24 protein-coding genes are annotated in these 24,597 nt (G+C 72.4%); 9 read left to right on the forward strand and 15 right to left on the reverse strand.

The window, feature by feature from the left end; translation table 11 throughout:
* Positions 1–48: 48 nt before the first annotated feature.
* From CUT44_RS19730 to CUT44_RS19740, 3 genes are all read left to right on the forward strand, one after another.
* Positions 49–996 carry a coiled-coil domain-containing protein gene (locus tag CUT44_RS19730; RefSeq protein ID WP_100203219.1) on the forward strand — a complete coding sequence of 316 codons (948 nt, stop codon included), beginning with the start codon at positions 49–51 and terminating at the stop codon, positions 994–996.
* 231 nt (positions 997–1,227) lie between these two features.
* Complete coding sequence (locus CUT44_RS19735; protein WP_100203220.1) at positions 1,228–2,514, forward strand: ABC transporter ATP-binding protein; 1,287 nt, start codon at positions 1,228–1,230, stop codon at positions 2,512–2,514.
* Positions 2,511–3,455, forward strand: a complete 945-nt coding sequence (locus CUT44_RS19740; RefSeq protein ID WP_100203221.1) for an ABC transporter permease — start codon at positions 2,511–2,513, stop codon at positions 3,453–3,455. The genes CUT44_RS19735 and CUT44_RS19740 overlap by 4 nt, the downstream gene beginning before the upstream one ends.
* A 33-nt stretch (positions 3,456–3,488) precedes the next feature.
* On the opposite strand, the gene CUT44_RS19745 is transcribed toward CUT44_RS19740, so the two are convergent.
* Complete coding sequence (locus tag CUT44_RS19745) at positions 3,489–3,812, reverse strand: ATP/GTP-binding protein (protein WP_100203222.1); 324 nt, start codon at positions 3,810–3,812, stop codon at positions 3,489–3,491.
* Positions 3,813–4,073: 261 nt separating this feature from the next.
* On the opposite strand from CUT44_RS19745, the gene CUT44_RS19750 reads away from it, so the two are divergent.
* The gene (locus tag CUT44_RS19750; protein ID WP_100203223.1) at positions 4,074–5,186 is read left to right on the forward strand and encodes an LLM class flavin-dependent oxidoreductase; all 1,113 of its coding nucleotides are present in this window, start codon (positions 4,074–4,076) and stop codon (positions 5,184–5,186) included.
* A gap of 38 nt (positions 5,187–5,224) precedes the next feature.
* Here CUT44_RS19750 and CUT44_RS19755 read toward each other — a convergent pair whose 3' ends face one another.
* The gene (locus CUT44_RS19755) at positions 5,225–5,617 is read right to left on the reverse strand and encodes an SCO5389 family protein (RefSeq protein WP_100203224.1); all 393 of its coding nucleotides are present in this window, start codon (positions 5,615–5,617) and stop codon (positions 5,225–5,227) included.
* A gap of 229 nt (positions 5,618–5,846) precedes the next feature.
* Between CUT44_RS19755 and nucS the strand changes: the two genes are divergently transcribed.
* Positions 5,847–6,518 carry an endonuclease NucS gene (nucS, locus tag CUT44_RS19760; RefSeq protein WP_100203225.1) on the forward strand — a complete coding sequence of 224 codons (672 nt, stop codon included), beginning with the start codon at positions 5,847–5,849 and terminating at the stop codon, positions 6,516–6,518.
* Between the two features lie 86 nt (positions 6,519–6,604).
* Here nucS and CUT44_RS19765 read toward each other — a convergent pair whose 3' ends face one another.
* The 3 genes from CUT44_RS19765 to CUT44_RS19775 form a co-directional block, all read right to left on the reverse strand.
* Positions 6,605–9,193: an AAA family ATPase gene (locus tag CUT44_RS19765; RefSeq protein ID WP_100203226.1), complete on the reverse strand. Its 2,589-nt coding sequence runs from the start codon at positions 9,191–9,193 to the stop codon at positions 6,605–6,607.
* Between the two features lie 224 nt (positions 9,194–9,417).
* The gene (locus CUT44_RS19770; protein ID WP_100203227.1) at positions 9,418–9,747 is read right to left on the reverse strand and encodes an STAS domain-containing protein; all 330 of its coding nucleotides are present in this window, start codon (positions 9,745–9,747) and stop codon (positions 9,418–9,420) included.
* Positions 9,748–9,898: 151 nt separating this feature from the next.
* Positions 9,899–10,747, reverse strand: a complete 849-nt coding sequence (locus CUT44_RS19775) for a 3-hydroxyacyl-CoA dehydrogenase family protein (protein WP_100203228.1) — start codon at positions 10,745–10,747, stop codon at positions 9,899–9,901.
* 256 nt (positions 10,748–11,003) lie between these two features.
* Between CUT44_RS19775 and CUT44_RS19780 the strand changes: the two genes are divergently transcribed.
* A complete protein-coding gene (locus CUT44_RS19780; RefSeq protein WP_100203229.1) occupies positions 11,004–11,588 on the forward strand; it encodes a cob(I)yrinic acid a,c-diamide adenosyltransferase in 585 nt (194 codons plus the stop codon).
* A 102-nt stretch (positions 11,589–11,690) separates the two neighbouring features.
* Here CUT44_RS19780 and CUT44_RS19785 read toward each other — a convergent pair whose 3' ends face one another.
* Positions 11,691–12,296 (reverse strand): hypothetical protein, encoded by a 606-nt coding sequence (locus tag CUT44_RS19785; RefSeq protein WP_100203230.1) that lies wholly within the window; start codon positions 12,294–12,296, stop codon positions 11,691–11,693.
* Positions 12,297–12,488: 192 nt separating this feature from the next.
* On the opposite strand from CUT44_RS19785, the gene CUT44_RS19790 reads away from it, so the two are divergent.
* The 3 genes from CUT44_RS19790 to CUT44_RS19800 all read left to right on the forward strand — a co-directional run bounded on the left by CUT44_RS19790 (position 12,489) and on the right by CUT44_RS19800 (position 16,187).
* Positions 12,489–13,739: a sensor histidine kinase gene (locus CUT44_RS19790; protein ID WP_233221507.1), complete on the forward strand. Its 1,251-nt coding sequence runs from the start codon at positions 12,489–12,491 to the stop codon at positions 13,737–13,739.
* On the forward strand, positions 13,736–14,404 hold the full coding sequence (locus tag CUT44_RS19795) for a response regulator (protein WP_100203231.1): 669 nt from the start codon (positions 13,736–13,738) through the stop codon (positions 14,402–14,404). Before CUT44_RS19790 ends, CUT44_RS19795 begins: the two co-directional genes overlap by 4 nt.
* Positions 14,405–14,657: 253 nt before the next feature.
* The gene (locus CUT44_RS19800) at positions 14,658–16,187 is read left to right on the forward strand and encodes a glycosyl hydrolase family 18 protein (protein ID WP_100203426.1); all 1,530 of its coding nucleotides are present in this window, start codon (positions 14,658–14,660) and stop codon (positions 16,185–16,187) included.
* Positions 16,188–16,663: 476 nt separating this feature from the next.
* Here the strand turns inward: CUT44_RS19800 and CUT44_RS19805 are convergent, their stop codons facing one another.
* The 9 genes from CUT44_RS19805 to atpB all read right to left on the reverse strand — a co-directional run bounded on the left by CUT44_RS19805 (position 16,664) and on the right by atpB (position 24,400).
* Positions 16,664–17,119, reverse strand: coding sequence for a DUF2550 domain-containing protein (locus tag CUT44_RS19805; RefSeq protein WP_100203232.1), 456 nt, complete (start codon positions 17,117–17,119; stop codon positions 16,664–16,666).
* A 126-nt stretch (positions 17,120–17,245) separates the two neighbouring features.
* The gene (locus CUT44_RS19810) at positions 17,246–17,629 is read right to left on the reverse strand and encodes a F0F1 ATP synthase subunit epsilon (RefSeq protein WP_100203233.1); all 384 of its coding nucleotides are present in this window, start codon (positions 17,627–17,629) and stop codon (positions 17,246–17,248) included.
* 90 nt (positions 17,630–17,719) lie between these two features.
* Positions 17,720–19,174: a F0F1 ATP synthase subunit beta gene (atpD, locus tag CUT44_RS19815; protein WP_100203234.1), complete on the reverse strand. Its 1,455-nt coding sequence runs from the start codon at positions 19,172–19,174 to the stop codon at positions 17,720–17,722.
* A 5-nt stretch (positions 19,175–19,179) separates the two neighbouring features.
* Positions 19,180–20,121 (reverse strand): F0F1 ATP synthase subunit gamma, encoded by a 942-nt coding sequence (locus CUT44_RS19820; RefSeq protein WP_100203235.1) that lies wholly within the window; start codon positions 20,119–20,121, stop codon positions 19,180–19,182.
* A 2-nt stretch (positions 20,122–20,123) separates the two neighbouring features.
* The gene (gene atpA / locus CUT44_RS19825) at positions 20,124–21,695 is read right to left on the reverse strand and encodes a F0F1 ATP synthase subunit alpha (protein WP_100203236.1); all 1,572 of its coding nucleotides are present in this window, start codon (positions 21,693–21,695) and stop codon (positions 20,124–20,126) included.
* A 146-nt stretch (positions 21,696–21,841) separates the two neighbouring features.
* Positions 21,842–22,666, reverse strand: coding sequence for a F0F1 ATP synthase subunit delta (locus CUT44_RS19830; RefSeq protein WP_100203237.1), 825 nt, complete (start codon positions 22,664–22,666; stop codon positions 21,842–21,844).
* Positions 22,663–23,229, reverse strand: coding sequence for a F0F1 ATP synthase subunit B (locus tag CUT44_RS19835; RefSeq protein ID WP_100203427.1), 567 nt, complete (start codon positions 23,227–23,229; stop codon positions 22,663–22,665). The genes CUT44_RS19830 and CUT44_RS19835 overlap by 4 nt, the downstream gene beginning before the upstream one ends.
* A gap of 47 nt (positions 23,230–23,276) precedes the next feature.
* The gene (gene atpE / locus CUT44_RS19840) at positions 23,277–23,513 is read right to left on the reverse strand and encodes an ATP synthase F0 subunit C (RefSeq protein ID WP_100203238.1); all 237 of its coding nucleotides are present in this window, start codon (positions 23,511–23,513) and stop codon (positions 23,277–23,279) included.
* Between the two features lie 77 nt (positions 23,514–23,590).
* Entirely contained in the window at positions 23,591–24,400 is an 810-nt protein-coding gene (gene atpB / locus CUT44_RS19845; RefSeq protein ID WP_100203239.1) for a F0F1 ATP synthase subunit A, read from the reverse strand.
* Positions 24,401–24,597: the final 197 nt, after the last annotated feature.

Consider the following 24,597-nt stretch of genomic DNA (forward strand, 5'->3'; position numbering starts at 1 on the left):
CCCACTATCACTCTCCCGTCCGACCCCGTCTGACTCGACAGGAACCCCATGAGCGACAACACCTCTCCTTTCGGCTTCGAGCTCGTGCGGCGTGGCTACGACCGCGGGCAGGTGGACGACCGCATCGCGAAGCTCGTCGCCGACCGTGACAACGCGCTGGCCCGTATCGCGTCCCTGGAGAAGCGCATCGAGGAGCTTCACCTCGAGACGCAGAACGCCCAGGCCCAGATCAACGACTCCGAGCCGTCGTACGCCGGACTGGGGGCCCGGGTCGAGAAGATCCTCCGCCTCGCCGAGGAGGAGGCCAAGGACCTGCGCGAGGAGGCCCGCCGGGCCGCCGAGCAGCACCGCGAGCTGGCCGAGTCCGCCGCTCAGCAAGTGCGCAACGACGCCGAGTCGTACGCCTCCGACCGCAAGGCCAAGGCGGAGGACGAGGGCGTCCGGATCGTCGAGAAGGCCAAGGGCGAGGCCGCCACGCTGCGCGCCGACGCGCAGAAGGACGCCCAGGCCAAGCGTGAGGAGGCCGACGCCCTCTTCGAGGACACCCGGGCCAAGGCCGCCCAGGCCGCCGCGGACTTCGAGACCAACCTGGCCAAGCGGCGCGAGCAGTCCGAGCGCGACCTCGCCTCCCGCCAGGCCAAGGCGGAGAAGCGGCTGGCGGAGATCGAGCACCGCGCCGAGCAGCTCCGGCTGGAGGCCGAGAAGCTGCGCACCGACGCCGAGCGCCGCGCCCGTCAGACGGTGGAGACCGCCCAGCGCCAGGCCGAGGACATCGTGGCCGACGCCAACGCCAAGGCCGACCGCGTCCGCAGCGAGTCCGAGCGGGAGCTGGCGGCGCTCACCAACCGCCGCGACAGCATCAACGCCCAGCTCACCAACGTCCGCGAGATGCTGGCCACGCTGACCGGCGCGGCCGTCGCCGCCACCGGGCAGACCGGCGCGGACGGGGACGACGAGCCGCTGAGCCGCGGCGTTCCCGCGCAGCAGTCCCGCTGACGCCGCCCGCTCCGTCCCGGGTCCGCTCCGCCGGGTGCCTCCGGCGGGCGGGCCGGGCGGGGACGGCAGTGGTCACGGCAGAGCGAACGGCGGGCCGGTGCCCCGTACCGCTTCGGGCGGTGCGGGGCACCGGCCCGTCCGGATGGCCGGGAACCGGACGGCCGCCGATACTCTCCTAGTTCCATCGGGGGCGGCACGCCCCGAACCGCAGAGGCAGCAGGGGCGGAAAGCATGATCGAAGCAGTCGGCCTGACGAAGCGCTACGGCGCCAAGACGGCCGTGTACAACCTGTCCTTCCAGGTGCGGCCGGGCGCCGTCACCGGCTTTCTGGGGCCCAACGGTTCCGGGAAGTCCACCACCATGCGGATGATCCTGGGGCTGGACGCGCCCAGCGACGGGCACGTCACCGTCAACGGCCTCCCGTACCGCCGGCTGCCCAACGCCCCGCGGCAGGTGGGGGCACTGCTGGACGCCAAGGCGATCCACGGCGGGCGCAGTGCGTACAACCACCTGCTCTGCCTGGCCCAGCTCTCCGGCATCCCCCGGCGGCGGGTGGACGAGGTGCTGGGGGTCGTCGGCCTGCACGAGGTGGCGAGGAAGCGCTCCAAGGGCTTCTCGCTCGGCATGGGCCAGCGGCTGGGCATCGCGGCGGCACTGCTCGGCGATCCGCAGGTCCTGCTGTTCGACGAACCGGTCAACGGACTGGACCCGGAGGGCATCCGCTGGATCCGCACCCTGATGAAGAGGCTGGCCGCCGAGGGCCGTACGGTCTTCGTCTCCAGCCATCTGATGAGCGAGATGGCCCTGACGGCCGACCATCTGATCGTGATCGGCCGCGGTCAACTGCTCGCGGACATGTCCGTGAAGGACTTCATCGCGCACAACTCCGCGGACTTCGCCCGGGTCCGCACCCCGGACGGCGAGCCGGAGCAGCGCGAGAAGCTGACCGCCGCGCTCGGCGAGGCGGGCGCGGCGGTGCTGCCGGAGCAGGACGGCACCCTGCGGGTGACCGGCCTGCCGCTGCCGCGGATCAGCGATCTGGCGCACGGGGCGGGCGTACGGCTGTGGGAGCTCTCCCCGCACACGGCCTCCCTTGAGGAGGCCTACATGCGCATGACACAGGGGGCGGTGGACTACCGCTCCACCGAGGACCAGCGGGCCGGGCTGCTGGGACCGGCGGGGCAGGGGCAGCCCAACCCGTACGCGGCGCCGCCCGGCGCGGTCCCCGGTGCCGCTGGTGGTGCCGCCGGCTGGCCGCCGCCGCACGGCGCCGCCCCGGCGCATCCCTACGCGCCGCCCGCCCCGGGCGGCCCGGGACAGCCGAACCCGTACGCGGTGCCGCCGCAGAACCCGCAGGCGTCCCCCCAGGCCCCGTCCCAGGCCCAGCCGCAGGGCTGGCAGCCCCCGCCGGCCGCGCCGCAGGTGCCCCAGCAGGCCGCCGCGCCCGCCGCTCCGGCCGCGCCCCCGGCGCCCGCCCCCGCCGACCTCACCAAGCGCGACAACGAGGACGCCCGATGACCACTCCCCCGCAGCCCCAGGCCGCCCCCCCGGTCCCGCAGGCGGCACCCCCGGCCGGCTGGACCGGCGGCCCCGGTCCCGGCACCGGTCCCGGTTACGCCTCCCCGATCCCCGTGGTGACCACCCACCTCGGACACGCCATCGCCTCGGAGTGGACCAAGATCCGCTCGGTGCGGTCCACCGTGTGGACGCTCGCCGTCATGTTCGTGCTCGTCGTCGGCATCGGCGCGCTGGTCGCCATCGGCCTGGGCACCGAGGACACCGCCGGGGCCCCGGTGCTCGCGGGCGGGTTCTTCGGCCTGATGCTCGGTCAGCTGTGCGTCATCACCCTCGGGGTGCTGGTGATCACTTCCGAGTACAGCACCGGCATGATCCGCACCACCCTCACCGCCTGTCCGCAGCGCGCCCGGGTGCTCACCGCCAAGGCCGTCGTCTTCTTCCTGCTGTCCTTCACGACGACGCTGATCGCGTGCACGCTGACCGCGCTGATGCAGTCGGCGGCGGTCGAGGGCAAGCCCGTCTCCCAGTTCGCCTCCGCGGACTCGTTCAACGGGGAGACCATCAGCGCCGGCGAGGCCGTCGCCACCGGCGGCGAGTGGCTGGGCGCCACGGTCGGCGCCGCGCTGTACGTGGCGCTGCTGGGGCTGCTGTCGCTGGCGGTCGGCGCACTGCTGCGCAGCACACCGGGGGCGATCACCAGCATGCTCGGGCTGGTGCTGCTGCCCTTCATCGTCTCGCTGTTCCTCTTCACCGAGAGCGTGCGGGAGTTCGGCGAGAAGCTGCGCGAGTACTCGGCGCTCAACGGCCTGTCCTCGCTGTTCCGCCTGCCGATGGAGGGCGACTCGACCGGCACCGGCTGGCCGCTGCTGGGGCTGCTGGCCCTGGTCACCCTGGCCGCGCTGATCGGCGCGTACGCCCGCACCACCACCCGCGACGTCTGACCGGCGCCGGTCAGTACCGGCCGCCGGCGCCGGTCAGTACCGGGGTGCCTGACGGGACCGCTGGAGCCGCGCGCTCCGGCGGTCCCTGGCGTTCCAGCAGGCCCGGTGCCAGTGCCGCCGGTCCTCCACCCGGCCCTCCCGCTGCCAGGCGACGACATGGGCCGTCCCGGGCGGGATCTCCTGGTCGCAGCCGGGGCACCGGTAGTGCTTGCCGGCGGACTGCCCGGCCACCTGCCGCACCACCCACTCCTCGCCCCGCCACTCGTCGGTGCGCTCCAGTCCGTAGCGGTCCGGTGCCCCACCGGTACGGCGGGCGGAACTGCCACCGCCGCGCGGGCGGTTTCGACGCGGGGACACGGGTACCTCGCTGAGCTGTTCGGGGCCTTGGACCGGCCGGTACGTCTGCGCACACTGCCCTTTCAGCCTACGCACCCGGCCATCGGGGTCCGCAGCCGCCGGCATGCCCCGCGGACTTCTCACACCATCCGAAAAAAACCCGGCAGGCCGTGCCTCCGGCACGTGTCAGGCGTTGTTGCCTCCGAAGGACCGACCGTTGAGCCCGTCGTGGAGAGCGGTGTCGAGGGCGGTTTCCCGGAAGCGACGAGGAGGCAGGTCCCGATGGAGTCGACACAGGTGGGGGCTTTCGTGCTGGCGGCCCAGTTCCCGGGGCAGGGGCAGGGGGAGGCGCTCCACCGGGCCGTGCGCGCCGCGGAGACCGCCGAGTCGGCCGGGCTGGACGACGTGTGGCTGGCCGAGCACCACTTCGTGCCCTACGGGGTCTGCCCCTCGGCGGTCACTCTGGCCGCGCTGCTGCTGGGGCGCACCCGGCGCATCGGGGTCGGCACCGCCGTGAGCGTGCTGCCGAACGCGCACCCGGTCGCCCTCGGCGAGCAGGCGGCACTGCTGCACCTGACCTCCTCGGGCCGGTTCGCCCTGGGGGTCGGGCGCGGTGGCCCCTGGGTCGATCTGGAGGTCTTCGGCGGCGGCACCGAGGCGTACGAGCGGGGCTTCCCCGAGTCGCTGGACCTGCTGCTGCGCTGGCTGCGCGAGCCCCGGGTCGGCGCGGACGGCGAGCGCTACCGCTTCCGCGAGGTCCCCGTCGTACCGCGCCCGGACCAGGCCGTGGCCGGGCCGGACGCGGTCCCCGTGCTGGTGGCCTGCACCTCGCCCGGCTCCGTGCGGCTGGCCGCGGCCCGCGGGCTGCCGATGCTGCTGGGCATGCACTGCGGGGACGAGGAGAAGGCGGAGATGGTCACCCTGTGGCGGCGCGAGGCGCTGGCGGCCGGACTGGACCCGGCGGCGGTGGCGGCGGCCGGGCACGTGTCGGCCGGGGTGGCGCAGGTGGCCGACACCCGCGCGGAGGCCGTGGAGGTCCTCACCAAGGCGATGCCGGGCTGGCTGCGGCAGGGGCTGGGCGCGCACACCACCGTGGACGGCAGGACGCGCGGGATGCGCGACCCGCACGCCTACACCGAACTGCTGTGCGCGCTGCATCCGGTCGGCCCGCCCGGGCTGTGCGCGGACCGGCTCGCGGCGACCGCGGAACGGACCGGGGTCCGGAGGTTCGCCCTGCTGGTGGAGGGGTCGGGCGAGCTGGCCTGCACCGAACTGAACGTCCGGCGGCTGGGTGCCGAGGTACTGCCGCTCCTCCCCCGGGCGGCGGGCACGGGGCCGGGTACGTCACCGGGCACGGGACCGGGTACGGACACGGGGCCGGGCACCGCGCCGTGACCCGGCCTCCGTCCGCTGTCCGGTCCGCTGTCCCCCCGTCAGCAGTCGCGCAGCTCCGGTGACTGGTTGAGGAGCTGGCCGCGGATGGAGGTGAAGCGGGTGAGCCGCTCGTCCGCCGAGGCGTCCAGCGGGAAGACCGCCACCCGGTGACAGTTCTGGAAGGCCAGCCGCACCCCGAAGTGACGCTCCAGCGCACCGCGTATCGCGTCACTCGCCAGCGCGCGCAGCAACTGGCCGCGCGCCTGCTCGTCCGGAGGCGGCGTCAGGTTGTCGGCGAAGTCCCCGCCGTCGACTCTGAGCCGGGCCGTCAGAGAGCCGATCAGCTCCCACGCGTAGGGCAGGGAGGTACGGACGCAGTCGACGAAGGCCGCTTCGTCGACCTCGCCTCGCTCGGCCTGTTCGAGAAGGGCCGGTGAGACGTCGAGCGACATGAGTACTCCTCTCGCGATCCCGGACGAACCGGGACCTTCAGGGCATGAAGAGGCCTCGCCGTGTAACCGAACGGTCCCGTACGGCAATGCCCGCGGCAACGTTATGCCGGTGCATGCGGCGGCACCAGGCACCTGGGCACACAACAAGCCACCCCCGAACTCCCCGTCGAACAGGGAGAAGCGGGGGCGAATCGCGTACGGGGCCCGTCGTCCAGTAGCGTGACCGACCATGCGTCTCGTCATCGCCCGCTGCTCGGTGGACTACGCCGGGAGACTCACCGCCCACCTCCCCTCGGCCCCCCGCCTCATCCTGGTGAAGGCCGACGGGTCCGTCTCGGTCCACGCGGACGACAGGGCCTACAAGCCCCTCAACTGGATGTCTCCTCCCTGCACCCTGAAGGAGGGAGAGGACGACGGAGTCGCCGTGTGGACGGTGGTGAACAAATCGGGTGAGAAACTCATCATCACCATGGAGGAAGTCCTCCACGACTCCTCGCACGAGCTCGGCGTCGACCCCGGCCTGATCAAGGACGGCGTGGAGGCACACCTGCAGGAACTGCTCGCCGACCGAATGGAGACCCTGGGCGAGGGCTGGTCGCTGATCCGGCGCGAATATCCCACCGCCATCGGCCCGGTGGACATCCTGGGCCGGGACGCCCGGGGGACCACCGTCGCCGTCGAGATCAAGCGGCGCGGCGAGATAGACGGCGTCGAGCAGCTCACCCGCTACCTGGAACTGCTCAACCGCGATCCCCTGCTGGCCCCGGTCCGCGGGGTGTTCGCGGCGCAGGAGATCAAACCGCAGGCCCGGGTGCTGGCCACGGACCGCGGCATCGACTGCGTCGTCCTCGACTACAACGCGCTGCGCGGTATCGAGGACGACAAACTGCGGCTGTTCTGAACCCTCCGGGCCCCGTCACCGTCCCGTCCCCGGAGCCGCACGAGCCACGGCTCCGGGGACGGGGCGGACCCGTGCGGCCGGGACGGTCACATGAGCGGGCTGCTCGTCCCGGTCTCCTCCGGCCCGGTGGCCGAAGCACTTCCGGAGACGGGTGTCTCCGGGGCGGGAGCGCCGGCAGTGGTGTCGTCCTCCCCGCCGGGATCGGTCTCTTCTCCGCTCGGTGATGCCGGGGGGGTGCTGGAGGGCGGGTCGCTTTCGTCCTCCGGCTCCTCGTCGGGCGGTGTCGACTCCTCCTCCGGCTGGTCCGGCCTGTCGTCGCCCGGCGTACTCTGCCTGGTCGGCGGCTTGGAAGACTTCGGCGGGGACGTGGTCTCGGACACGTAGCCCCCGTCGCTCTCCAGGTCCTCCGGCTCGGTGGACGTGCCCACGGTGGTGGACGAGTCATCTGTCGAGGACGGAGTGCCCGACACGGATGGTGTACCGCTCTCCTCCGGCTCGTCCTTCCGCTCGCTCCCGCCCGGCCCGGAGTCGTCCACGGTGATGCCCTCGTCCTCCAGGGGGGAGAAGGTCGGGTTCACACCGCCGGTGGGCTCGCTGCCCGAGGTCATGCCGAGCGTGACGACCGCGCCGACCGCCACGGCCAGCAGCGCGCCCGCGCCCGCCGCGAGGACGTTGCGCCGTGCGCCCAGGATCGCGAGCCCGCGGCGGGATCCGCCGCCCCCGCCGTACGCCGCCGCGAGGGAGGGTGTCGACCGGGTCGGCGCGTCGTCGCCGTACGTCTCGTCGTCCGCGCTGCCCACCGTGATCGGCGGAACCGTCAGGGCCGCGGGCAGGTCGTCGAGCGCCGGTGTGCCGCCGGTGCTCCGCGGACCGGCCGCCGCGGGCGGTCCGGGCCGCGCGGACAGCGCCGGCAGCCGGTCGGAGAGGGAGGGCGCCGCGGGCGGAACGGCGGGCGGGAGGGCGGGCAGCGGGGACGGTCCCGTCGGCAGTGCGCCGGGGCCGCCGTCCGCCCGTGGCGCGGAGCGGTCCTCGACCAGGGCCAGCGCGCGCCGTCCGGCCACCGTGCCCCGGCGGTCGGCGAGCACTCCGCGCAGCCCGATCGATGCCTCCAGCTCCACCCGGGCCCGGTCCAGCCGGCCGGTGCACAGGGCCAGCACGCCCAGGTCGTGGTGGAAGTAGGCCTCCTCCGCCACCTCGCCCGCCGTGCGCGCGGCCTCCTGGCCGCCGCGCAGCATGCGCTCCCAGGCGCTCCAGTACAGCGACGCGGCCAGGACGGGCGCGGCCGTACGGGCCAGCAGCACCGCGGCACTCGCGTGGCCGCCGCGCCGGGCCCCCTGAACGGCGGCGAGCACCGCCTCGGCCTCCTGCGCGACCTGCCCCGGAGCGACCGAGGGGTGACCGGTCCACCAGGCGTAGTGCTGTGCGGCGGTGTGGGCGCGGTCCTCCGCGCCCTCGGCGTATCCGGCCTCGGTCAGCTGCCCGGTCACTCCGGGGGCGAGCCGGTGGTGAGCGCCCTCGGCGGTGGCCAGACCGCAGGCGAGCAGTTCGCCCAGGGCCTCGTCGGCACGGGGATCGCCCACCAGGGCGGGCAGATGGGCGGGGTGCGGCAGTGCGCCGCCCAGCGCGACGGCGAAGCGCAGCACCTCGCGGGTGGCCCCGGACAGCCGGGCGGCCAGCAGCGGGGCGGGCGCGGCGCCCTCGGCGAGGGTCGGCAGCGGGGTTCCGCCGGAGGCGTCACCCTCGTCGGCGGAGACGGTGCCGGTGCCGGTGCCGTCCGGGGCACTCTCCGGCCCGCCCGCCGCGGTCGCGCCGTCGGCGCCGGCCGGCTCCGCGCCGGCCGGCCCGGCACCCGACGTGTCACGCTGCCGCAGCAGCGCCCCGGCCTGGACGAAGCGCAGCGGCAGCCCCTCGGACTCGAACCACAGGTCCGCCGCCCAGTTCGTCTCCTCCTCGGTGAGCGGGCGCCGGACGATGTGCTCCATCAGCGCCCGGCAGGCACTGCGGCTTATGCCGGAGAGGGGGACCTCCTCCAGGTCCGCCTCGGGCGAGGGCGCGGGGGTGTCGGGCGTGGCCGAGATCAGGAAGGCGCACTCGGGGGTGGCGTCCAGGAGGGAGTCGAGGCCCCGGCCGCCGAACTCGACGTCGTCCAGCAGGACGACCGCGCCGACGCCGCGCAGCGCGTCGGCCAGCTCGGTGCCGTCGGGACGGTGGCCGGGGGCGTCGTGGACGGCGGTGAACAGCTCCTGCATCAGGTCGCCGGGAGTGCGGTGGCTGCCGTCGAGGCGTACGACACCGTCCGGCGCCAGGCCGGCGCAGTCGGCCGCGAGGGCGGCCAGCAGGGCGGTGCGTCCGGAACCGGGCGGGCCGGTGAGCCGGACGGACCTGCCCTGCCTGAGGAGCTGGACGAGACGTTCGCGTTCCGCCGTGCGCTCCAGCAGCGGCAGATCGGGGGAGACTCCTCCCGGGACCGGCGGCAGGGCGGCGCGGTCGTACTCGGCGCGGGATTCGGGGGTGCGCCGCCGGGGGACACCGGGGTGCCGCCCGGGCGGGCAGGGTTCGATCTCGCTGCCGTCGACGGGGTTGACCGTCAGCAGGTACTCGCCCGCTGTCAGCGGGACGACGCGGGTGACGGCCCCGTTGTCCTGTTCCTCTGATCCCTGGTGGTCAGGGTCCATGATCGGCGCCCCCAGATGCGGTGCGTACTCGTGTCAGCTCGCCCGGGCCGACCGCACGCTCGCCTTCGCTCGTGGTCCGGTGGCCGGCCGCCGCGGAGTCCGGGCGGCGGGCATCCGAACCCTAGCCGTTGGGGACGGCCTGTCCGCAACCCGTGACCTGCCTCTTGTCGAAATCGTCACGCAATCGAACCGTCACGGGCCGGAGCCTTCGTGGGCCGGAGCCGTCACGGGCCGACCGGCGCCCCGCCCCCGGCGAGGTCGCCGCCCTCGATGGCCAGGATGCGGTGCAGCCGGGTGGCCACCAGCAGGCGCTGCATCTGGGGCGGTACGTCCCGCAGGACGAGACGGCGCCCGCAGCGGCCCGCCCGCCGGTGCACCCCCATGATCACTCCGAGACCGGTCGCGTCCCACGAGTCCAGTTCGGCGAGGTCCAGCACGAGATCGCCCTCTCCGGAGTCGACCGCGGTGTGCAGGACCGTACGGGCGTCCGCCGCGCTGCGGACGTCGAGGCGACCTCCGACGACCAGTTCCGCGTGGTCGCCCCTGATATGCATATCCGTTCCCCCGGAAGAAGTGGTCCGTGTGTATCCGTTGTCGGCGTATGTCTCACCACAACTGACTGCCTCTTCGGCGGCGAAGTTGCCGCCTGTCCCCGTTCCGGCCTCAAATTCACCCATAAGGACGGTCTGCCTTATGTCTGCGGCTTCAGTAGTGGTAGAAGCCCTGACCGCTCTTGCGCCCGAGGTCACCCGCGTCCACCATCCGCCGCATCAGCTCCGGCGGGGCGAACTTCCCGTCCTGCGACTCGGTGTAGATGTTCTCGGTGGCGTGCAGCAGGATGTCCACGCCGGTGAGGTCGGCGGTGGCCAGCGGACCCATGGCGTGCCCGAAACCCAGCCGGCAGGCGGTGTCGATGTCCTCGGCGGTCGCCACCCCCGACTCGTACAGCTTCGCCGCCTCGACGACCAGCGCCGAGATCAGCCGGGTGGTGACGAAGCCCGCCACATCGCGGTTGACGACGACACAGGTCTTGCCGACGCTCTCGGCGAACTCCCGGGCGGTGGCGAGGGTCTCGTCGCTCGTCTTGTGGCCGCGCACCAGCTCGCACAGCCGCATCATCGGCACGGGCGAGAAGAAGTGCGTGCCCACGACCCGTTCGGGGCGCCGCGTCGCCGCCGCGATCTTGGTGATCGGGATGGCGGAGGTGTTGGAGGCCAGCACCGCCTCGTCCTTCACCAGGCCGTCGAGCGTGCGGAAGATCTCCTGCTTGACGTCGACGCGCTCGAAGACGGCCTCCACCACGATGTCCGCGTCGGCGGCGGCGTCGAGGTCGGTGGTCGTGGTGATGCGGGCGAGTGCCGCACCGGCCTCCTCGGCCGTCAGCTTCTCCTTGGCGACGAACCTGTCGTACGAGGCCCGGATGCCGTCCGTGCCGCGGGCCAGCGCCTCGTCGGTGACGTCCCGCAGCACCACCTCCCAGCCTGCCTGGGCGGAGACCTGCGCGATACCCGATCCCATGAGTCCGGCACCGATGACGGCGAGCTTCCTGGCCACGTCCTTCGTCCCTTCCAAGGCTTCAACGGCTTCCACGGCATTGTGCGAGCGGCTCTCAGGCGGACCCTAGCGTCAGTGGGGGCGCGTTGGGCGGGGAAGAGATGCGCGTCACGTCTCACATGGCGGACGTCACACCGGAGGGGTGTCACCCCGGGCGGACGTCAGCCGCCGGGCCGCCGCGCGCAGTTGGACGCCGTCCCCGTGACGGTGGGCACACGGCTCCACCGCCGGGCCGCGAACTGACTAGGCTCGCCCCATGGTCAACCTCACCCGCATCTACACCCGTACCGGCGACGACGGCACCACCGCCCTCGGTGACATGAGCCGTACCGCAAAGACCGACTCACGCATCGCCGCCTACGCCGACTCCAACGAGGCCAACGCCGCCATCGGAGTGGCCCTCGCGCTGGGCGGGCTGACCGAGGAGGTCGCGGCGGTGCTGACCCGGGTGCAGAACGACCTGTTCGACGTGGGCGCGGACCTGGCCACCCCGGTGGTGGAGAACCCCGAGCACCCGCCGCTGCGGGTGGAGCAGAGCTACGTCGACCGGCTGGAGGCCGACTGCGACCGCTTCCTGGCAGACCTGGAGAAGCTGCGCAGCTTCATCCTCCCCGGTGGCACCCCGGGGGCGGCCCTGCTCCACCAGGCGTGCACGGTGGTCCGCCGTGCGGAGCGCTCCACCTGGGCGGCGCTGGAGGAGCACGGCGAGAGCATGAACAAGCTGACCGCCACCTATCTCAACCGGCTGTCGGACCTGCTGTTCATCCTGGCGCGCACGGCCAACAAGACCGCCCGCGAGGGGACCGGCGACGTGCTGTGGGTGCCCGGCGAGAACCGCTGACGGACCGCGGGGCGCACGCCGCCCGGCGGGTGGCGGCGGTACCGGGGACGGCCCGCTCCCCCGCGCGCCCCGCGGGGACGCCCCGTACGGGCCCGGGCCTTCTCAGCGTCCGGCCCGTTCCGGCTCCGCGGACCCGGCGGGCCGGGCGGCCGCGCCGCCCCCGGTACCGCCGCCGCCCGGCGGCCGCTTCGGCCAGAGGGTGTAGCCGATCGCGATGACCAGGCTGATCCCGATGACGAAGAGCATCTTCTGCTGCCAGGCCACCAGCGACTCGCTCCGCCCGGCGTCGCCGACGTACCGGACGGCGCCCTGGAGCAGCGCCATGGCGACCAGCGCGCCGAGCACCGAGCGCGCGCACATCCTCCACTCGTGGACGGCCCGCGCCCTCCCGTACTTCGGGGGTCTCACCGGCGGCGGGCCGCCCGCGAAGCGGTGGGCGAAGTGGCCGTCGGCCCACTTGATCATGTAGTGGCCGTAGGCGACGGTGAAACCGACGTAGACGGCCGCCAGGCCGTGCGTCCAGTTCCCCTCCGCGCCACCCCGCAGGTCGATCGCGGTGGCGGCCAGCAGCACCAGTTCCAGCAGCGGCTCGCACAGCAGCACCGCCGCCCCCAGCCGCGGTCTGCGGGCCAGGTAGCGCAGGGCCAGCCCCACGGCGAGCAGCACCCAGAAGCCCACTTCGCAGACGATGATCAGGGTGACGACCACGGGGCGGCTCTCCTCTCCGGTTCCCCGGTGCCCGGGGGCGGGGAACGACACCATCAGCCTGCCCCGCCCCGCTCACCGGGGCGTCACCCCTCGTGACGATCCCGGGCTGCATCCTTCGATGTACCGCGCCGCTCCCCGGAACCGGCCGTGACGCGGAGGCCGAAGGCGCCCCGGGCCGTGTTGGATGGTGGGGTGACCCCCCGCTGCCCCGCCCCGCCACTCGTCCGCCCGCACCGCGACGACGTGCTGATCGCCGCCGCCGGGCTGGCCGGCGGGCTGGTGCTGTGGCGGCTGGAGCTGTTCACCACCTTCCCCCGCGGTGAACTGCCCGGCGGGCTCTCCCTGCTGCCGCTGGCCGTGATGAGCGGTGCGGAGCTGCTGCGGCGGACCGCGCAGCCGTGGGCACTGTGGCTCGCGACGGCGGCCCTCGCCGCCGACCTGGTGATCGGCTCGCTGCTCGCCACCGTGCTGATGTTCACCGACGTCGTCTACGCGGCGGTGCTGTACGGTCCGCCGGGGCTGGCCCGCCGGGTGCCCCCGGCCACCGTCCTCGCCGCGATCGCCGTCACCCTCGCCGCCCTCTTCGCCCTGCGCGGGCCCGAGGCGCTCACCCTCGGCATCGTCGCCGCACTGGTCTCGGTCGGTCCCGCCTTCACCGGTTCCGTCGTCCGGGACCACCGCGACCGGGCCGTCGCCGAGTGGCTGCGGGCCGAGCAGACCGCGCTGCTGGCGGAGATGGACCGGGTCCAGGCCGTCACCGCCGAGCGCGCCCGGATGGCCCGTGAGCTGCACGACGTCGTGGCCAACCACCTCTCCGCGATCGCCGTCCACTCCACCGCGGCGCAGTCGCTGGACGATCCCGCCGCGACCCGGGAGGCACTCGCGGTGATCCGGGAGAACAGCGTGCAGGGATTGGCCGAAATGCGCCGTCTTATCGGTCTGTTGCGGGATGCCCGGGAGGGGGAGGAGGTGTCCGCCGCCCCGACGCTGGAGGGCCTGGACGCGCTGCTCGGCCAGGCCCGTGCCCACGGCGGGGCCGACGGGCTCGGCTTCGTCCTGCGCGACGAGCGCTCCGGCGGCCCGCTGACCGCGTCCGTGGAGCTGGCGGCCTACCGCATCGTCCAGGAGGCGCTGACCAACGCCCTCAAGCACGCCTCCCCCGGCCGGGTGACCGTCCACCTCACCGGCCCCGGGGACGGCGGCGGCCCGCTGACCGTCCGGGTCACCAGTCCGCTCGGCACCCGGCCCGGTCCGCGCGCCCCGGGCTCGGGTGCCGGACTGATCGGGATGCGCGAGCGCGTCGGGCTGCTGGGCGGCGACTTCTCGGCGGGCCCGGCCGCCGGGCCCGGCGGCGGGTGGTGGGAGGTGCGCGCGGTGCTGCCCGTGACGGAGGGCCGGACGGAGGACCGTGCGGAGGGAACGAGAGGAAGGAACGGCGGATGACCGCTCGGGTGATTCGGGTGCTCGTCGCCGAGGACCAGTCGGCCGTACGCGCCGGGCTGGTCCTCATCCTCCGCAGCGCCCCGGACATCCGGGTCGTCGGGGAGGCGGCCGACGGCGAGGAGGCGGTGCGGCTCGCCCGCGAACTGCGGCCCGACCTGGTGCTGATGGACGTGCGGATGCCGCGGCTGGACGGGGTGTCGGCGACGGAGCGGGTGGTGGCCGGGGAGCTGGCCGAGGTGCTGGTGCTGACCACCTTCGACCTCGACTCGTATGTCTTCGGGGCGCTGCGGGCGGGCGCGGCGGGCTTCCTGCTCAAGGACAGCGACGCGGCGACGCTGCTCGCGGCGGTACGGGCGGTCGCGCGGGGCGAGGGGGTGATCGCCCCGGCCGTGACCCGCCGGCTGATCCGGGAGTTCGCCCGCTCCGCCACTTCGCGGAGCGGCCGGGAGGACGGCCCCGCGGTGCTGGATTCCCTCACCCGGCGGGAGCGCGAGGTCCTGGCGTGTGTGGGCGAGGGGCTGTCCAACGCCGGGATCGCCGAGCGGCTGGGCATGGCGGAGGCCACGGCGAAGACGCACGTCAGCAGGGTGCTGGCGAAACTGGGACTGCGCAGCCGGGTCCAGGCGGCGGTGCTGGCGCAGGAGTTGGGCATCAGCGGCGCATAACCCTCCCTTAAGTCTCTCTTGGTACAGACCTGTTGACCGGTGGTCCAGACCTCTCTACGCTCCCTGCAACTGCACGCATCCGCCATGCACATGGCATTCACAGGCGCGACGCGGCAGACCCCCAACGATCCGGCCCTCACCGGACCCTGTGCGAGGAGCGCTCTTGAGAACGAACACCACCGCACACCACTTCAGACGCAAGGTCACGGCGGCCGCGGCCGCGCTGCTGATACCCCTGGGCGCGCTGGTCGTCATGGCCCCCACGGCCCAGGCCGCCGAGGAGGCCACCGCGACCTACGCCAAGGTCTCCGACTGGGGCAGCGGCTTCGAGGGCAAGTGGACGATCCGGAACACCGGTGACACAGCCATCGACAGCTGGACCCTGAACTGGGACTTCCCCTCCGGCACCACGGTGGGTGCCTTCTGGGACGCCGACGTCAGCGGCTCCGCCGGCGCCTACACCGCGAAGAACAAGACCTGGAACGGCACCCTGGCCCCCGGCGCCAGCGTCAGCTTCGGCTTCAACGGCTCCGGCAGCGGCGAACCGTCCGGCTGCGCCATCAACGGCCGCCCCTGCGACGGCTCGGCCGGCCCCGGGGAACCGGAGGAGCCCGAGGAGCCGAACGAGCCGGAAGAGCCCGAGGAGCCGGGCGAGCCCGCGCCCCCCGGTGACCAGATCAACCTGGGCTACTTCATCGACTGGGGCGTCTACCAGCGCGACTACCACGTCAAGAACCTGCTGACCTCCGGTTCCGCCGCCAAGCTCACCCACATCAACTACGCCTTCGGCGACGTCAAGGGCGGCAAGTGCGCCATGGGCGACGCCTACGCCGCCACCGACAAGGCGTACACCGCCGAGCAGAGCGTGGACGGCGAGGCCGACACCTGGGACCAGCCGCTGCGCGGCAACTTCAACCAGCTGCTCAAGCTGAAGGAGACGTACCCGCACATCAAGATCCTGTGGTCCTTCGGCGGCTGGACCTGGTCCGGCGGCTTCCCCGACGCCATGAAGGACCCGGCCGCGTTCGCCGAGTCCTGCCACCAGCTGGTCAACGACCCCCGCTGGGAGGGCCTCTTCGACGGCATCGACCTGGACTGGGAGTACCCCAACGCCTGCGGGCTGAGCTGTGACACCAGCGGCCCCGAGGTGATCGAGGACATGGCGCGGGCCTTCCGTGACCGGTTCGGCGACCAGCTCGTCACCGCGGCCATCACCGCCGACGGTTCCAGCGGCGGAAAGCTCGACCAGGCCGACTACGCCGGAGCGTCGAAGTACTTCGACTGGTACAACGTGATGACGTACGACTACTTCGGCGCCTTCGCCCCCCAGGGCCCCACCGCCCCGCACTCCCCGCTGACCTCGTACGACGGCATCCCCAAGCAGGGCTTCAACTCCGCCGCGGCCATCCAGAAGCTGAAGGCCGAGGGCGTCCCGGCGGACAAGCTGCTGCTGGGCATCGGCTTCTACGGCCGCGGCTGGACCGGCGTGACCCAGAAGGAGCCCGGCGGCACCGCCACCGGCGCGGCGCCCGGCAGCTACGAGGCGGGCATCGAGGACTACAAGGTCCTCAAGAGCCGCTGCCCGGCCAACGGAACCGTCGCCGGTACGGCGTACGCGCACTGCGGCAACGAGTGGTGGAGCTACGACACCCCCGCCACCGTCGCCGGGAAGATGGACTACGCCAGGCAGCAGGGCCTGGGCGGCGCCTTCTTCTGGGAGTTCAGCGGCGACACCTCCGACGGTGAGCTGATCACCGCCATCCACAACGGTCTCAACCGGTGACGGAGCGGGAGCTCCGGTACACCTGACGCACCCGGCGCCACAAGCGCCGCACGGCGAAGCGGGGAGACGGCCCATCGGCCGTCTCCCCGCTTCCTGTCCTCCCGCGTCCCCGCCGGGCGAGTCCCGCCGGGCTCACGCCGGACCGGCGCTCCCCGGTCCCGCCCCGGGCGGGGTGCCCGGGATGCCCCGTCGCAGGCCCGCACCCGGGCCGCACCCGGCCTTCCCGGGTTCGTCCCGGGTTCGTCCCGGGACGTCCCGCCTCTGGGGCCCTCCACGCCGGGCGCCCAGCCCTCGGACCCCGGCCCGGGCCCCACCGCGGGAGACCCCGCTCGCCCGCTCACAACGTCCGCTCACACCGGTGGGCCCCCGGACGGAAGTCCGGGGGCCCACGACGGGAAACCCACTACACCACGCCGACCCTCACCCGGGCTCCGTCCGGGCTCCGTCCGGGGGCGCCCCCACCACGGAGAACCGCATCACGCCACGTTGACTCTCTGTCCGGGGGGTGCGGCCTCCAGCCAGGCGAGGAAGCCGGTCAGCGCGTCCTCGCTCATCGCCATCTCCACCCGGGTGCCCCGCAGCGAGCAGGCGAGGATCACGGAGTCCGACAGCAGCGCCAGCTCCTCCTCGCCCTGCGGAGTGCGGCGCTCCAGCACCTCGATGGCCTCGCGCTCCAGCAGCCGGCGCGGCCGGGGCGCGTAGGAGAACACCCGGAACCACTCGATGCGGTCACCGCTGTAGCGGGAGACCCCGTAGACCCAGCCCTTGCCGCCGTTCCCGGCTCCTTCCGCGGCCTGTGGGGCGTTCCACCGCAGACTGCAGTCGAAGGTGCCGCCCGGCCGCTGGATCAGCCGCCGCCGCAGTCCGAAGACGAACAGTCCCAGTGCCAGCAGCAGCACCGCGCACCCGAGCAGCACAAGAGCGAGGACCATCTCACCGACCTCCTCGCCTTGTCCGTCCGTGTGCCCGTGTCACAGCCACCATCGCCTCAGCCGCGGACCGCCCCGGAGCGATGCTCCGACGCGATCCGCGGCTGAGGTACTTCCGTCCGCGCGAGCTCAGCGTGCGCTCGTCACGGCCCGCAGCCGGATCTCGGCGCGCCGCTCGGCGGCGGCGTCCGCCTCCGCCTTCGCCCGCTCCAGCGCGCGCTCGGCACGCCGGGCGTCGATCTCGTCGGACAGCTCCGCGATCTCCGCGAGTATCGACAGCTTGTTGTCCGCGAAGGAGATGAAGCCGCCGTGCACCGCGGCGACGACGGTGCCGTCCCCGCTCTCGCCGGTCGTACGGATCGTCACCGGTCCCGACTCCAGCACGCCGAGCAGCGGCTGGTGGCCGGGCATGACGCCGATATCACCCGACGAGGTGCGCGCGACGACCAGGCCGGCCTCGCCCGACCAGACCTTGCGGTCCGCGGCGACCAACTCGACGTGCAGCTCAGCCACAGTGGCTCCTCGAAACTGGGGTTTTCACAGAATAACCGGATGCGGTGACGGGGGACGGGCGGACCCGCCCCCCGCCGCCGGGCGCGGACGTCAGGAGACGCCCAGCTCCTTGGCCTTGGCCTTCAGGTCGTCCAGGCCACCGCACATGAAGAACGCCTGCTCCGGGAAGTGGTCGTACTCGCCGTCGGCGATCGCGTTGAACGCGGCGATCGACTCGTCCAGCGGCACGTCCGAGCCGTCCAGGCCGGTGAACTGCTTCGCCGCGTGGGTGTTCTGCGACAGGAAGCGCTCGATACGGCGGGCGCGGTGGACCACCAGCTTGTCCTCCTCGCCGAGCTCGTCGATACCGAGAATGGCGATGATGTCCTGGAGGTCCTTGTACTTCTGCAGGATCCCCTTGACCCGGGTGGCGCACTCGTAGTGCTCGTCGGTGATGTACCGCGGGTCCAGGATGCGGGAGGTGGAGTCCAGCGGGTCCACCGCCGGGTAGATGCCCTTCTCCGAGATCGGGCGCGACAGCACGGTGGTCGCGTCCAGGTGGGCGAAGGTCGTCGCCGGGGCCGGGTCGGTCAGGTCGTCCGCGGGCACGTAGATCGCCTGCATCGAGGTGATCGAGTGGCCGCGGGTGGAGGTGATGCGCTCCTGGAGCAGACCCATCTCGTCCGCCAGGTTCGGCTGGTAGCCCACCGCGGAGGGCATGCGGCCCAGCAGGGTGGAGACCTCGGAGCCGGCCTGGGTGAAGCGGAAGATGTTGTCGATGAAGAACAGCACGTCCTGCTTCTGGACGTCGCGGAAGTACTCCGCCATCGTCAGACCGGCCAGGGCGACCCGCAGCCGGGTGCCCGGCGGCTCGTCCATCTGGCCGAAGACCAGCGCGGTCTGCGGGAGGACGCCGGACTCCTCCATCTCGGCGATGAGGTCGTTGCCCTCACGGGTGCGCTCGCCGACGCCGGCGAACACGGAAACGCCCTCGTGCAGCTTCGCCACACGCATGATCATTTCCTGGATGAGGACGGTCTTGCCGACGCCCGCGCCGCCGAACAGACCGATCTTGCCGCCCTTGACGTACGGGGTCAGCAGGTCGATGACCTTCAGACCGGTCTCGAACATCTCGGTCTTGGACTCGAGCTGGTCGAAGGCCGGGGCCTTGCGGTGGATCGGCCAGCGCTCGGTGACCTCGGACTCGGCCTCCGGCTCGTTCAGGATCCGGCCCAGGGTGTTGAACACCCGGCCCTTGGTGACGTCGCCGACGGGCACCGTGATGCCCTCGCCGGTGTTGGTCACCGGGGCCTGGCGGACCAGGCCGTCGGTGGGCTCCATGGAGATGGCGCGCACCACGCCCTCACCGAGGTGCTGGGCGACCTCGAGGGTGAGCGTCTTCTTCACGCCCTCCTGGGCCGGGTCGGCCACCTCGACGGTCAGGGCGTTGTAGATCTCCGGCATCGCGTCGACGGGGAACTCCACGTCGACGACCGGGCCGATGACCCGCGCGACACGGCCCGTGGCCACGCCCGCAGTGGCGGTCGGCTCAACAGTGGTGGTCATAGTTGTCAGTCACTCCCCGCGGAAGCGTCGGCCAGCGCGCTGGCACCACCGACGATCTCACTGATTTCCTGGGTGATGTCGGCCTGGCGGGCCTGGTTGGCAAGCCGCGTGAGCGACTTGATGAGGTCCTCGGCGTTGTCCGTCGCCGACTTCATCGCACGCCGGCGGGCGGCGTGCTCGGAGGCGGACGCCTGGAGGAAGGCGTTGTAGATCCGGCTCTCGACGTACCGCGGCAGCAGGGCGTCCAGGACCTCCTCGGCCGACGGCTCGAAGTCGTAGAGCGGGAGGATCCGCTGGTCCTTCCCCTCCGCCGCCTTCTCCAGGCCGGAGGCGCTCTCGTTCCCCAGCTCGTCGAGGCTGAGCGGGAGCAGCCGCCGGTCGACCGCTGTCTGCGTGATCATCGACACGAACTCCGTGAAGACGATGTGCAGCTCGTCGATGCCGCCCTCGGCGGTGTCCTTGCGGACCGCCTCGATCAGCGGCCCGGCCACGGCCTTGGCGTCGGAGTACGACGGCCGGTCGCTGAAGCCGGTCCACGACTGGGCGATCTTCATGTCGCGGAAGCTGTAGTACGCCACGCCCTTGCGGCCGACGACGTAGGTGTCGACCTCCTTGCCCTGCGCCCGCAGCCGCTCGGCCAGCCGGTCCGCCGCCTTGATGGCGTTGGACGAGTAACCGCCGGCCAGCCCGCGGTCGCTGGTGACCAGCAGGACCGCGGCCCGGGCCGGGTTGTCGGCCTCGGTCGTCAGCGGGTGCTGGGTGCCGGAGCCGGTGGCGACCGCGGCCACCGCCCGGGTCAGCTCGCTCGCGTACGGCGTGGAGGCCGCCACCTGGCGCTGCGCCTTGACGATGCGCGAGGCGGCGATCATCTCCATCGCCTTGGTGATCTTCTTGGTCGAGGTGACGGAACGGATCCGCCGCTTGTAGACCCTTACCTGGGCACCCATGCTCAGCCCTCGCCCAGCAGCTTGCCGTCCGAGGTCTCGAACTGCTTCTTGAAGGAGGCGACGGCGTCCGACAGCGCCTGGATCGTGTCGTCCGACATCTTGCCGCCCTCGCGGATGCCGACCATCAGGTCCTTGTGCTCGCGGCGCAGGTAGTCCAGCAGCTCGCTCTCGAAGCGCCGGATGTCCTCCACCGGGACCTCGTCCATGCGACCGGTGGTGCCGGCCCAGATGGAGACGACCTGGTTCTCGGTCGGGTACGGGTTGTACTGCGGCTGCTTGAGCAGCTCGACCATGCGCTTGCCGCGCTCCAGGGAGGCCTTGGAGGCGTCGTCCAGGTCGGAGCCGAAGGCGGCGAAGGCCTCCAGCTCGCGGTACTGGGCGAGGTCCACCCGCAGCCGGCCGGAGACCTGCCGCATCGCCTTGTGCTGGGCGGAGCCGCCGACCCGGGAGACCGAGATGCCGACGTTCAGCGCCGGGCGCTGGCCCGCGTTGAACAGGTCGGACTCCAGGAAGCACTGGCCGTCGGTGATGGAGATGACGTTGGTCGGGATGAACGCCGAGACGTCGTTGGCCTTGGTCTCGATGACCGGCAGACCGGTCATCGAGCCGGCGCCCATCTCGTCCGAGAGCTTGGCGCAGCGCTCCAGCAGCCGGGAGTGCAGGTAGAAGACGTCGCCCGGGTAGGCCTCGCGGCCCGGCGGGCGGCGCAGCAGCAGGGAGACGGCGCGGTAGGCGTCGGCCTGCTTGGACAGGTCGTCGAAGATGATCAGGACGTGCTTGCCCTGGTACATCCAGTGCTGGCCGATGGCCGAGCCGGTGTAGGGGGCCAGGTACTTGAAGCCCGCCGGGTCGGACGCCGGGGCGGCGACGATGGTGGTGTAGTCCAGGGCACCGGCCTCCTCCAGCGCGGCGCGCACGGAGGCGATGGTGGAGCCCTTCTGGCCGATGGCGACGTAGATGCAGCGGACCTGCTTGCTCGGGTCGCCGGACTCCCAGTTGGCCCGCTGGTTGATGATGGTGTCCACACAGAGCGCGGTCTTGCCGGTCTGGCGGTCACCGATGACCAGCTGTCGCTGGCCGCGGCCGATCGGGGTCATCGAGTCGACGGCCTTGTAGCCGGTCTCCATCGGCTCGTGCACCGACTTGCGCTGCATGACCGAGGGGGCCTGCAGTTCGAGGGCGCGGCGGCCCTCGGTCGCGATCTCGCCGAGGCCGTCGACCGGGTTGCCCAGCGGGTCGACGACACGGCCGAGGTAACCGTCGCCGACCGCGACGGAGAGGACCTCGCCGGTGCGGCGCACCGTCTGGCCCTCCTCGATGCCGCTGAACTCACCGAGGATGACCGCACCGATCTCGCGCTCCTCGAGGTTGAGGGCGAGGCCGAGGGTGCCGTCCTCGAACTTCAGCAGCTCGTTCGCCATGGCCGAGGGAAGTCCCTCGACCTTCGCGATGCCGTCGCCGGCAACGCTGACCGTTCCGACCTCTTCGCGCGAGGCCGCGTCCGGAGTGTACGACTGGACGAAATTCTCCAGCGCGTCCCGGATCTCATCCGGCCGGATCGTGAGCTCCGCCATCTGGGTTCCCTGCTCTCCTTGTTGGGCCCGTATGTGTCCAGGGGGTCTGGGGTGTCCCCCCAGAGGGTGGTGTCGGCCCAACTCGGGCCGTCCGTACTGCTTGTTGAGTTGGTGTGCCGGTGGCGCGACGTCCCCGCCGCGCCGGGTCAGCCCGCCATCCGCCGGGTCGCCTGCTCCAGCCGCTCCTCGACCGTGCCGTCGATGACCTCGTCACCGATCCGCACCCTGATCCCGCCGAGGACCTGCGGGTCCACGTCGAGGTTGAGGTGCACCTCGCGGCCGTACAGCCTGGTCAGCGCGGCGCCGAGGCGCTGCTTCTGACCGTCGCTGAGCGGCACCGCGGAGGTGACCACGGCCACCGACCGGTCGCGGCGCTCCGCGGCCAGCCGGGAGAGGGCCTCCAGGCCCCCTTCAAGACTACGGCCACGCGGCTGACTCACCAGGCGGGTGACCAGACGCTCGGTGACGGGCTGGGCCCGGCCCCCGAGCAGCCGGTGCAGCAGCTCGGTCTTGGCCGCCCTGCGGCTGTCGTCGGCGACCTTGCCGCTGAGGGCGGAACGCAGCTCGGGCGCGGCGGCGAGGATCCGGGCGAACCGGAACAGCTCGTCCTCGGCGTCGCTCAGCGTGCCGTCCCGCTCGGCCGCGACGAGGTCGGCCACGTCGGCGAGCTGCTCGACCGCGTCCACCAGGTCGCGCGAGCGCGACCAGCGGGAGCGGACCATGCCGGACACCAGGTCGACCGTCTCGCCGCCCACCTGGCCGCCCAGCAGGCGTCCGGCCAGCTGGGCCTTGGCCTCACCGGGCTGCGCCGGGTCGGTCAGGACCCGACGCAGCGACACCTCGCGGTCGAGCAGCGCGGTGACCGCGGCCAGCTCCTCGGCGAGCCCGGCCGCGTCGACGGACGTGGAGTCCGTCAGCGCGTCCAGCCGCTCCCGGGCGGCGGCCAGCGCCTCGCGGCTCGCTCCGTTCATCGGGCGGCTCCGAGGGACTTGCCCGGGGCCTCCGAGGAATCAGCCTTCGCCTCCAGCTCGTCGAGGAAGCGGTCGATCGTGCGGCTCTGCCGGGCGACGTCCTCAAGGGACTCGCCCACCAGCTTGCCGGCCAGGTCGGTGGCGAGCTTGCCCACGTCCTGACGCAGCGCCTGCGCCGCCTGCCGGCGGTCGGCCTCGATCTGGGTGTGGCCGGCGGCGATGATCTCCTCGCGCTGCCGCTGGCCCTCCGCGCGCATCTCGGCGATGAGCGCGGCACCCTGCTCCCGCGCCTCCTCGCGCAGCCGCGCGGCCTCGTGGCGGGCCTCGGCGAGCTGGGCCTTGTACTGCTCAAGGGTCTGCTGCGCCTCGATCTGGGCCGCCTCGGCCTTCTCGATGCCGCCCTCGATGGCCTCGCGCCGCTCCTCCAGGACCTTGTTGATGGCCGGGAGGAGCTTCTTGGCGAGGAAGCCGAAGACGATGGCGAACGCGATCAGGCCGATGACGAGCTCTGGGATCGGCGGGATGAGAGGATTCTGAGGCTCCTCAGCCGCCAGCTGTACCAGGGTCACATCAGTGCCTTTCGTGGAAAGTGGCTGGTCGTCGCTGTCCGTCAGCCGTAGACGAACGGCATGACGATGCCGATGAGGGCCAGCGCCTCACAGAAGGCGAAGCCGAGGATCTGGTTGGCGCGGATCAGACCGGCGGCCTCGGGCTGGCGGGCCAGGGCCTGGGTGCCGTGGCCGAAGATGATGCCGATGCCGACGCCGGGGCCGATGGCGGCGAGACCGTAGCCGACGGCACCGATGTTGCCCTCGAGGGCGGCGAGGTTCTGGAGAGCAGCGGACATGCTGTTTCTTCCTTCTTCTTCACGGACCGGTGGGGGTTGGCCACCGGACATCTGAGGGGACTTGCGGAGCGGGCGGCTCAGTGGTGCTCGGCGAGCGCGCCCTGGACGTAAGCACAGGCCAGGAGGACGAAGACGTACGCCTGGACAGCCTGGATAAAGAGTTCGAAGGCGGTCAGCACGATCACCATCACGAAGGAGACGCCGGCGTAGAGGACGCCGATGCCGTTCAGCAGGTACCAGGCGGCGATGGTGAACATCACCAGCAGCAGGTGGCCCGCGAACATGTTGGCGAAGAGCCGCACCGCGTGGGTGAAGGGACGGACCAGCACGTTCGAGAAGAACTCGATGGCGACGGCCAGCGGGAGCACCGGACCGAGCGACTTGTCGTAGCCCGTGATGTTCTTCAGGCCGCCGCCGAAGCCGTGCTTCTTGAACGTCAGGTACATCCACGTGACGTAGACGAGCAGGGCCATGCCCGCCGGGAAGGCGATGATCGAGGTCACCGGGAACTGGGCCAGCGGCACGATGGACCAGAGGTTCATGATCCAGACGAAGAAGAACAGCGCCACCATGAAGGGCACGAACTTCTCGCCGTCCCGCTTGCCGAGCGTCTCGTAGACGATGCCGCGGCGCACGAAGTCGTAGCCGGCCTCGCCGACCATCTGGAGCTTGCCGGGCACCAGCTTCGGCTTGCCGAAGGCCGCCCAGAAGAACCCGACCACCGCGACCGTGCTCAGCAGCGCCAGCAGGATCGGCTTGTTGAACTCGAACCCGCCGATCGTGAACATCGGCTCGAAGATGAACGAGTGCAGGCCCGGAGCAGGAAAGCCGCACCCGTCGAAGATGTGGCAGTCGACCTCGAAGGCGAGCATCTGGTCAGAACTCACCGCGGGCTCCTTCAACATGGCGCATGGGTACGGCAACCTCGATGTGTCGGCGCGGCGCACGGCCACGGAACGGCACTGGACTGGTCTTGCGGGTGTGGGTGCGGCTGAGGGGCTGCGCCGGCTGTCGCTGCCGCCCCGGTGCATCGGTGGGCGAGGCAGCGGATTCAGCCACCCGCGCCTGCGATACCGCAGTTGGC

The sequence above is a fragment of the Streptomyces carminius genome (assembly GCF_002794255.1).
GTDB lineage: Bacteria > Actinomycetota > Actinomycetes > Streptomycetales > Streptomycetaceae > Streptomyces > Streptomyces carminius.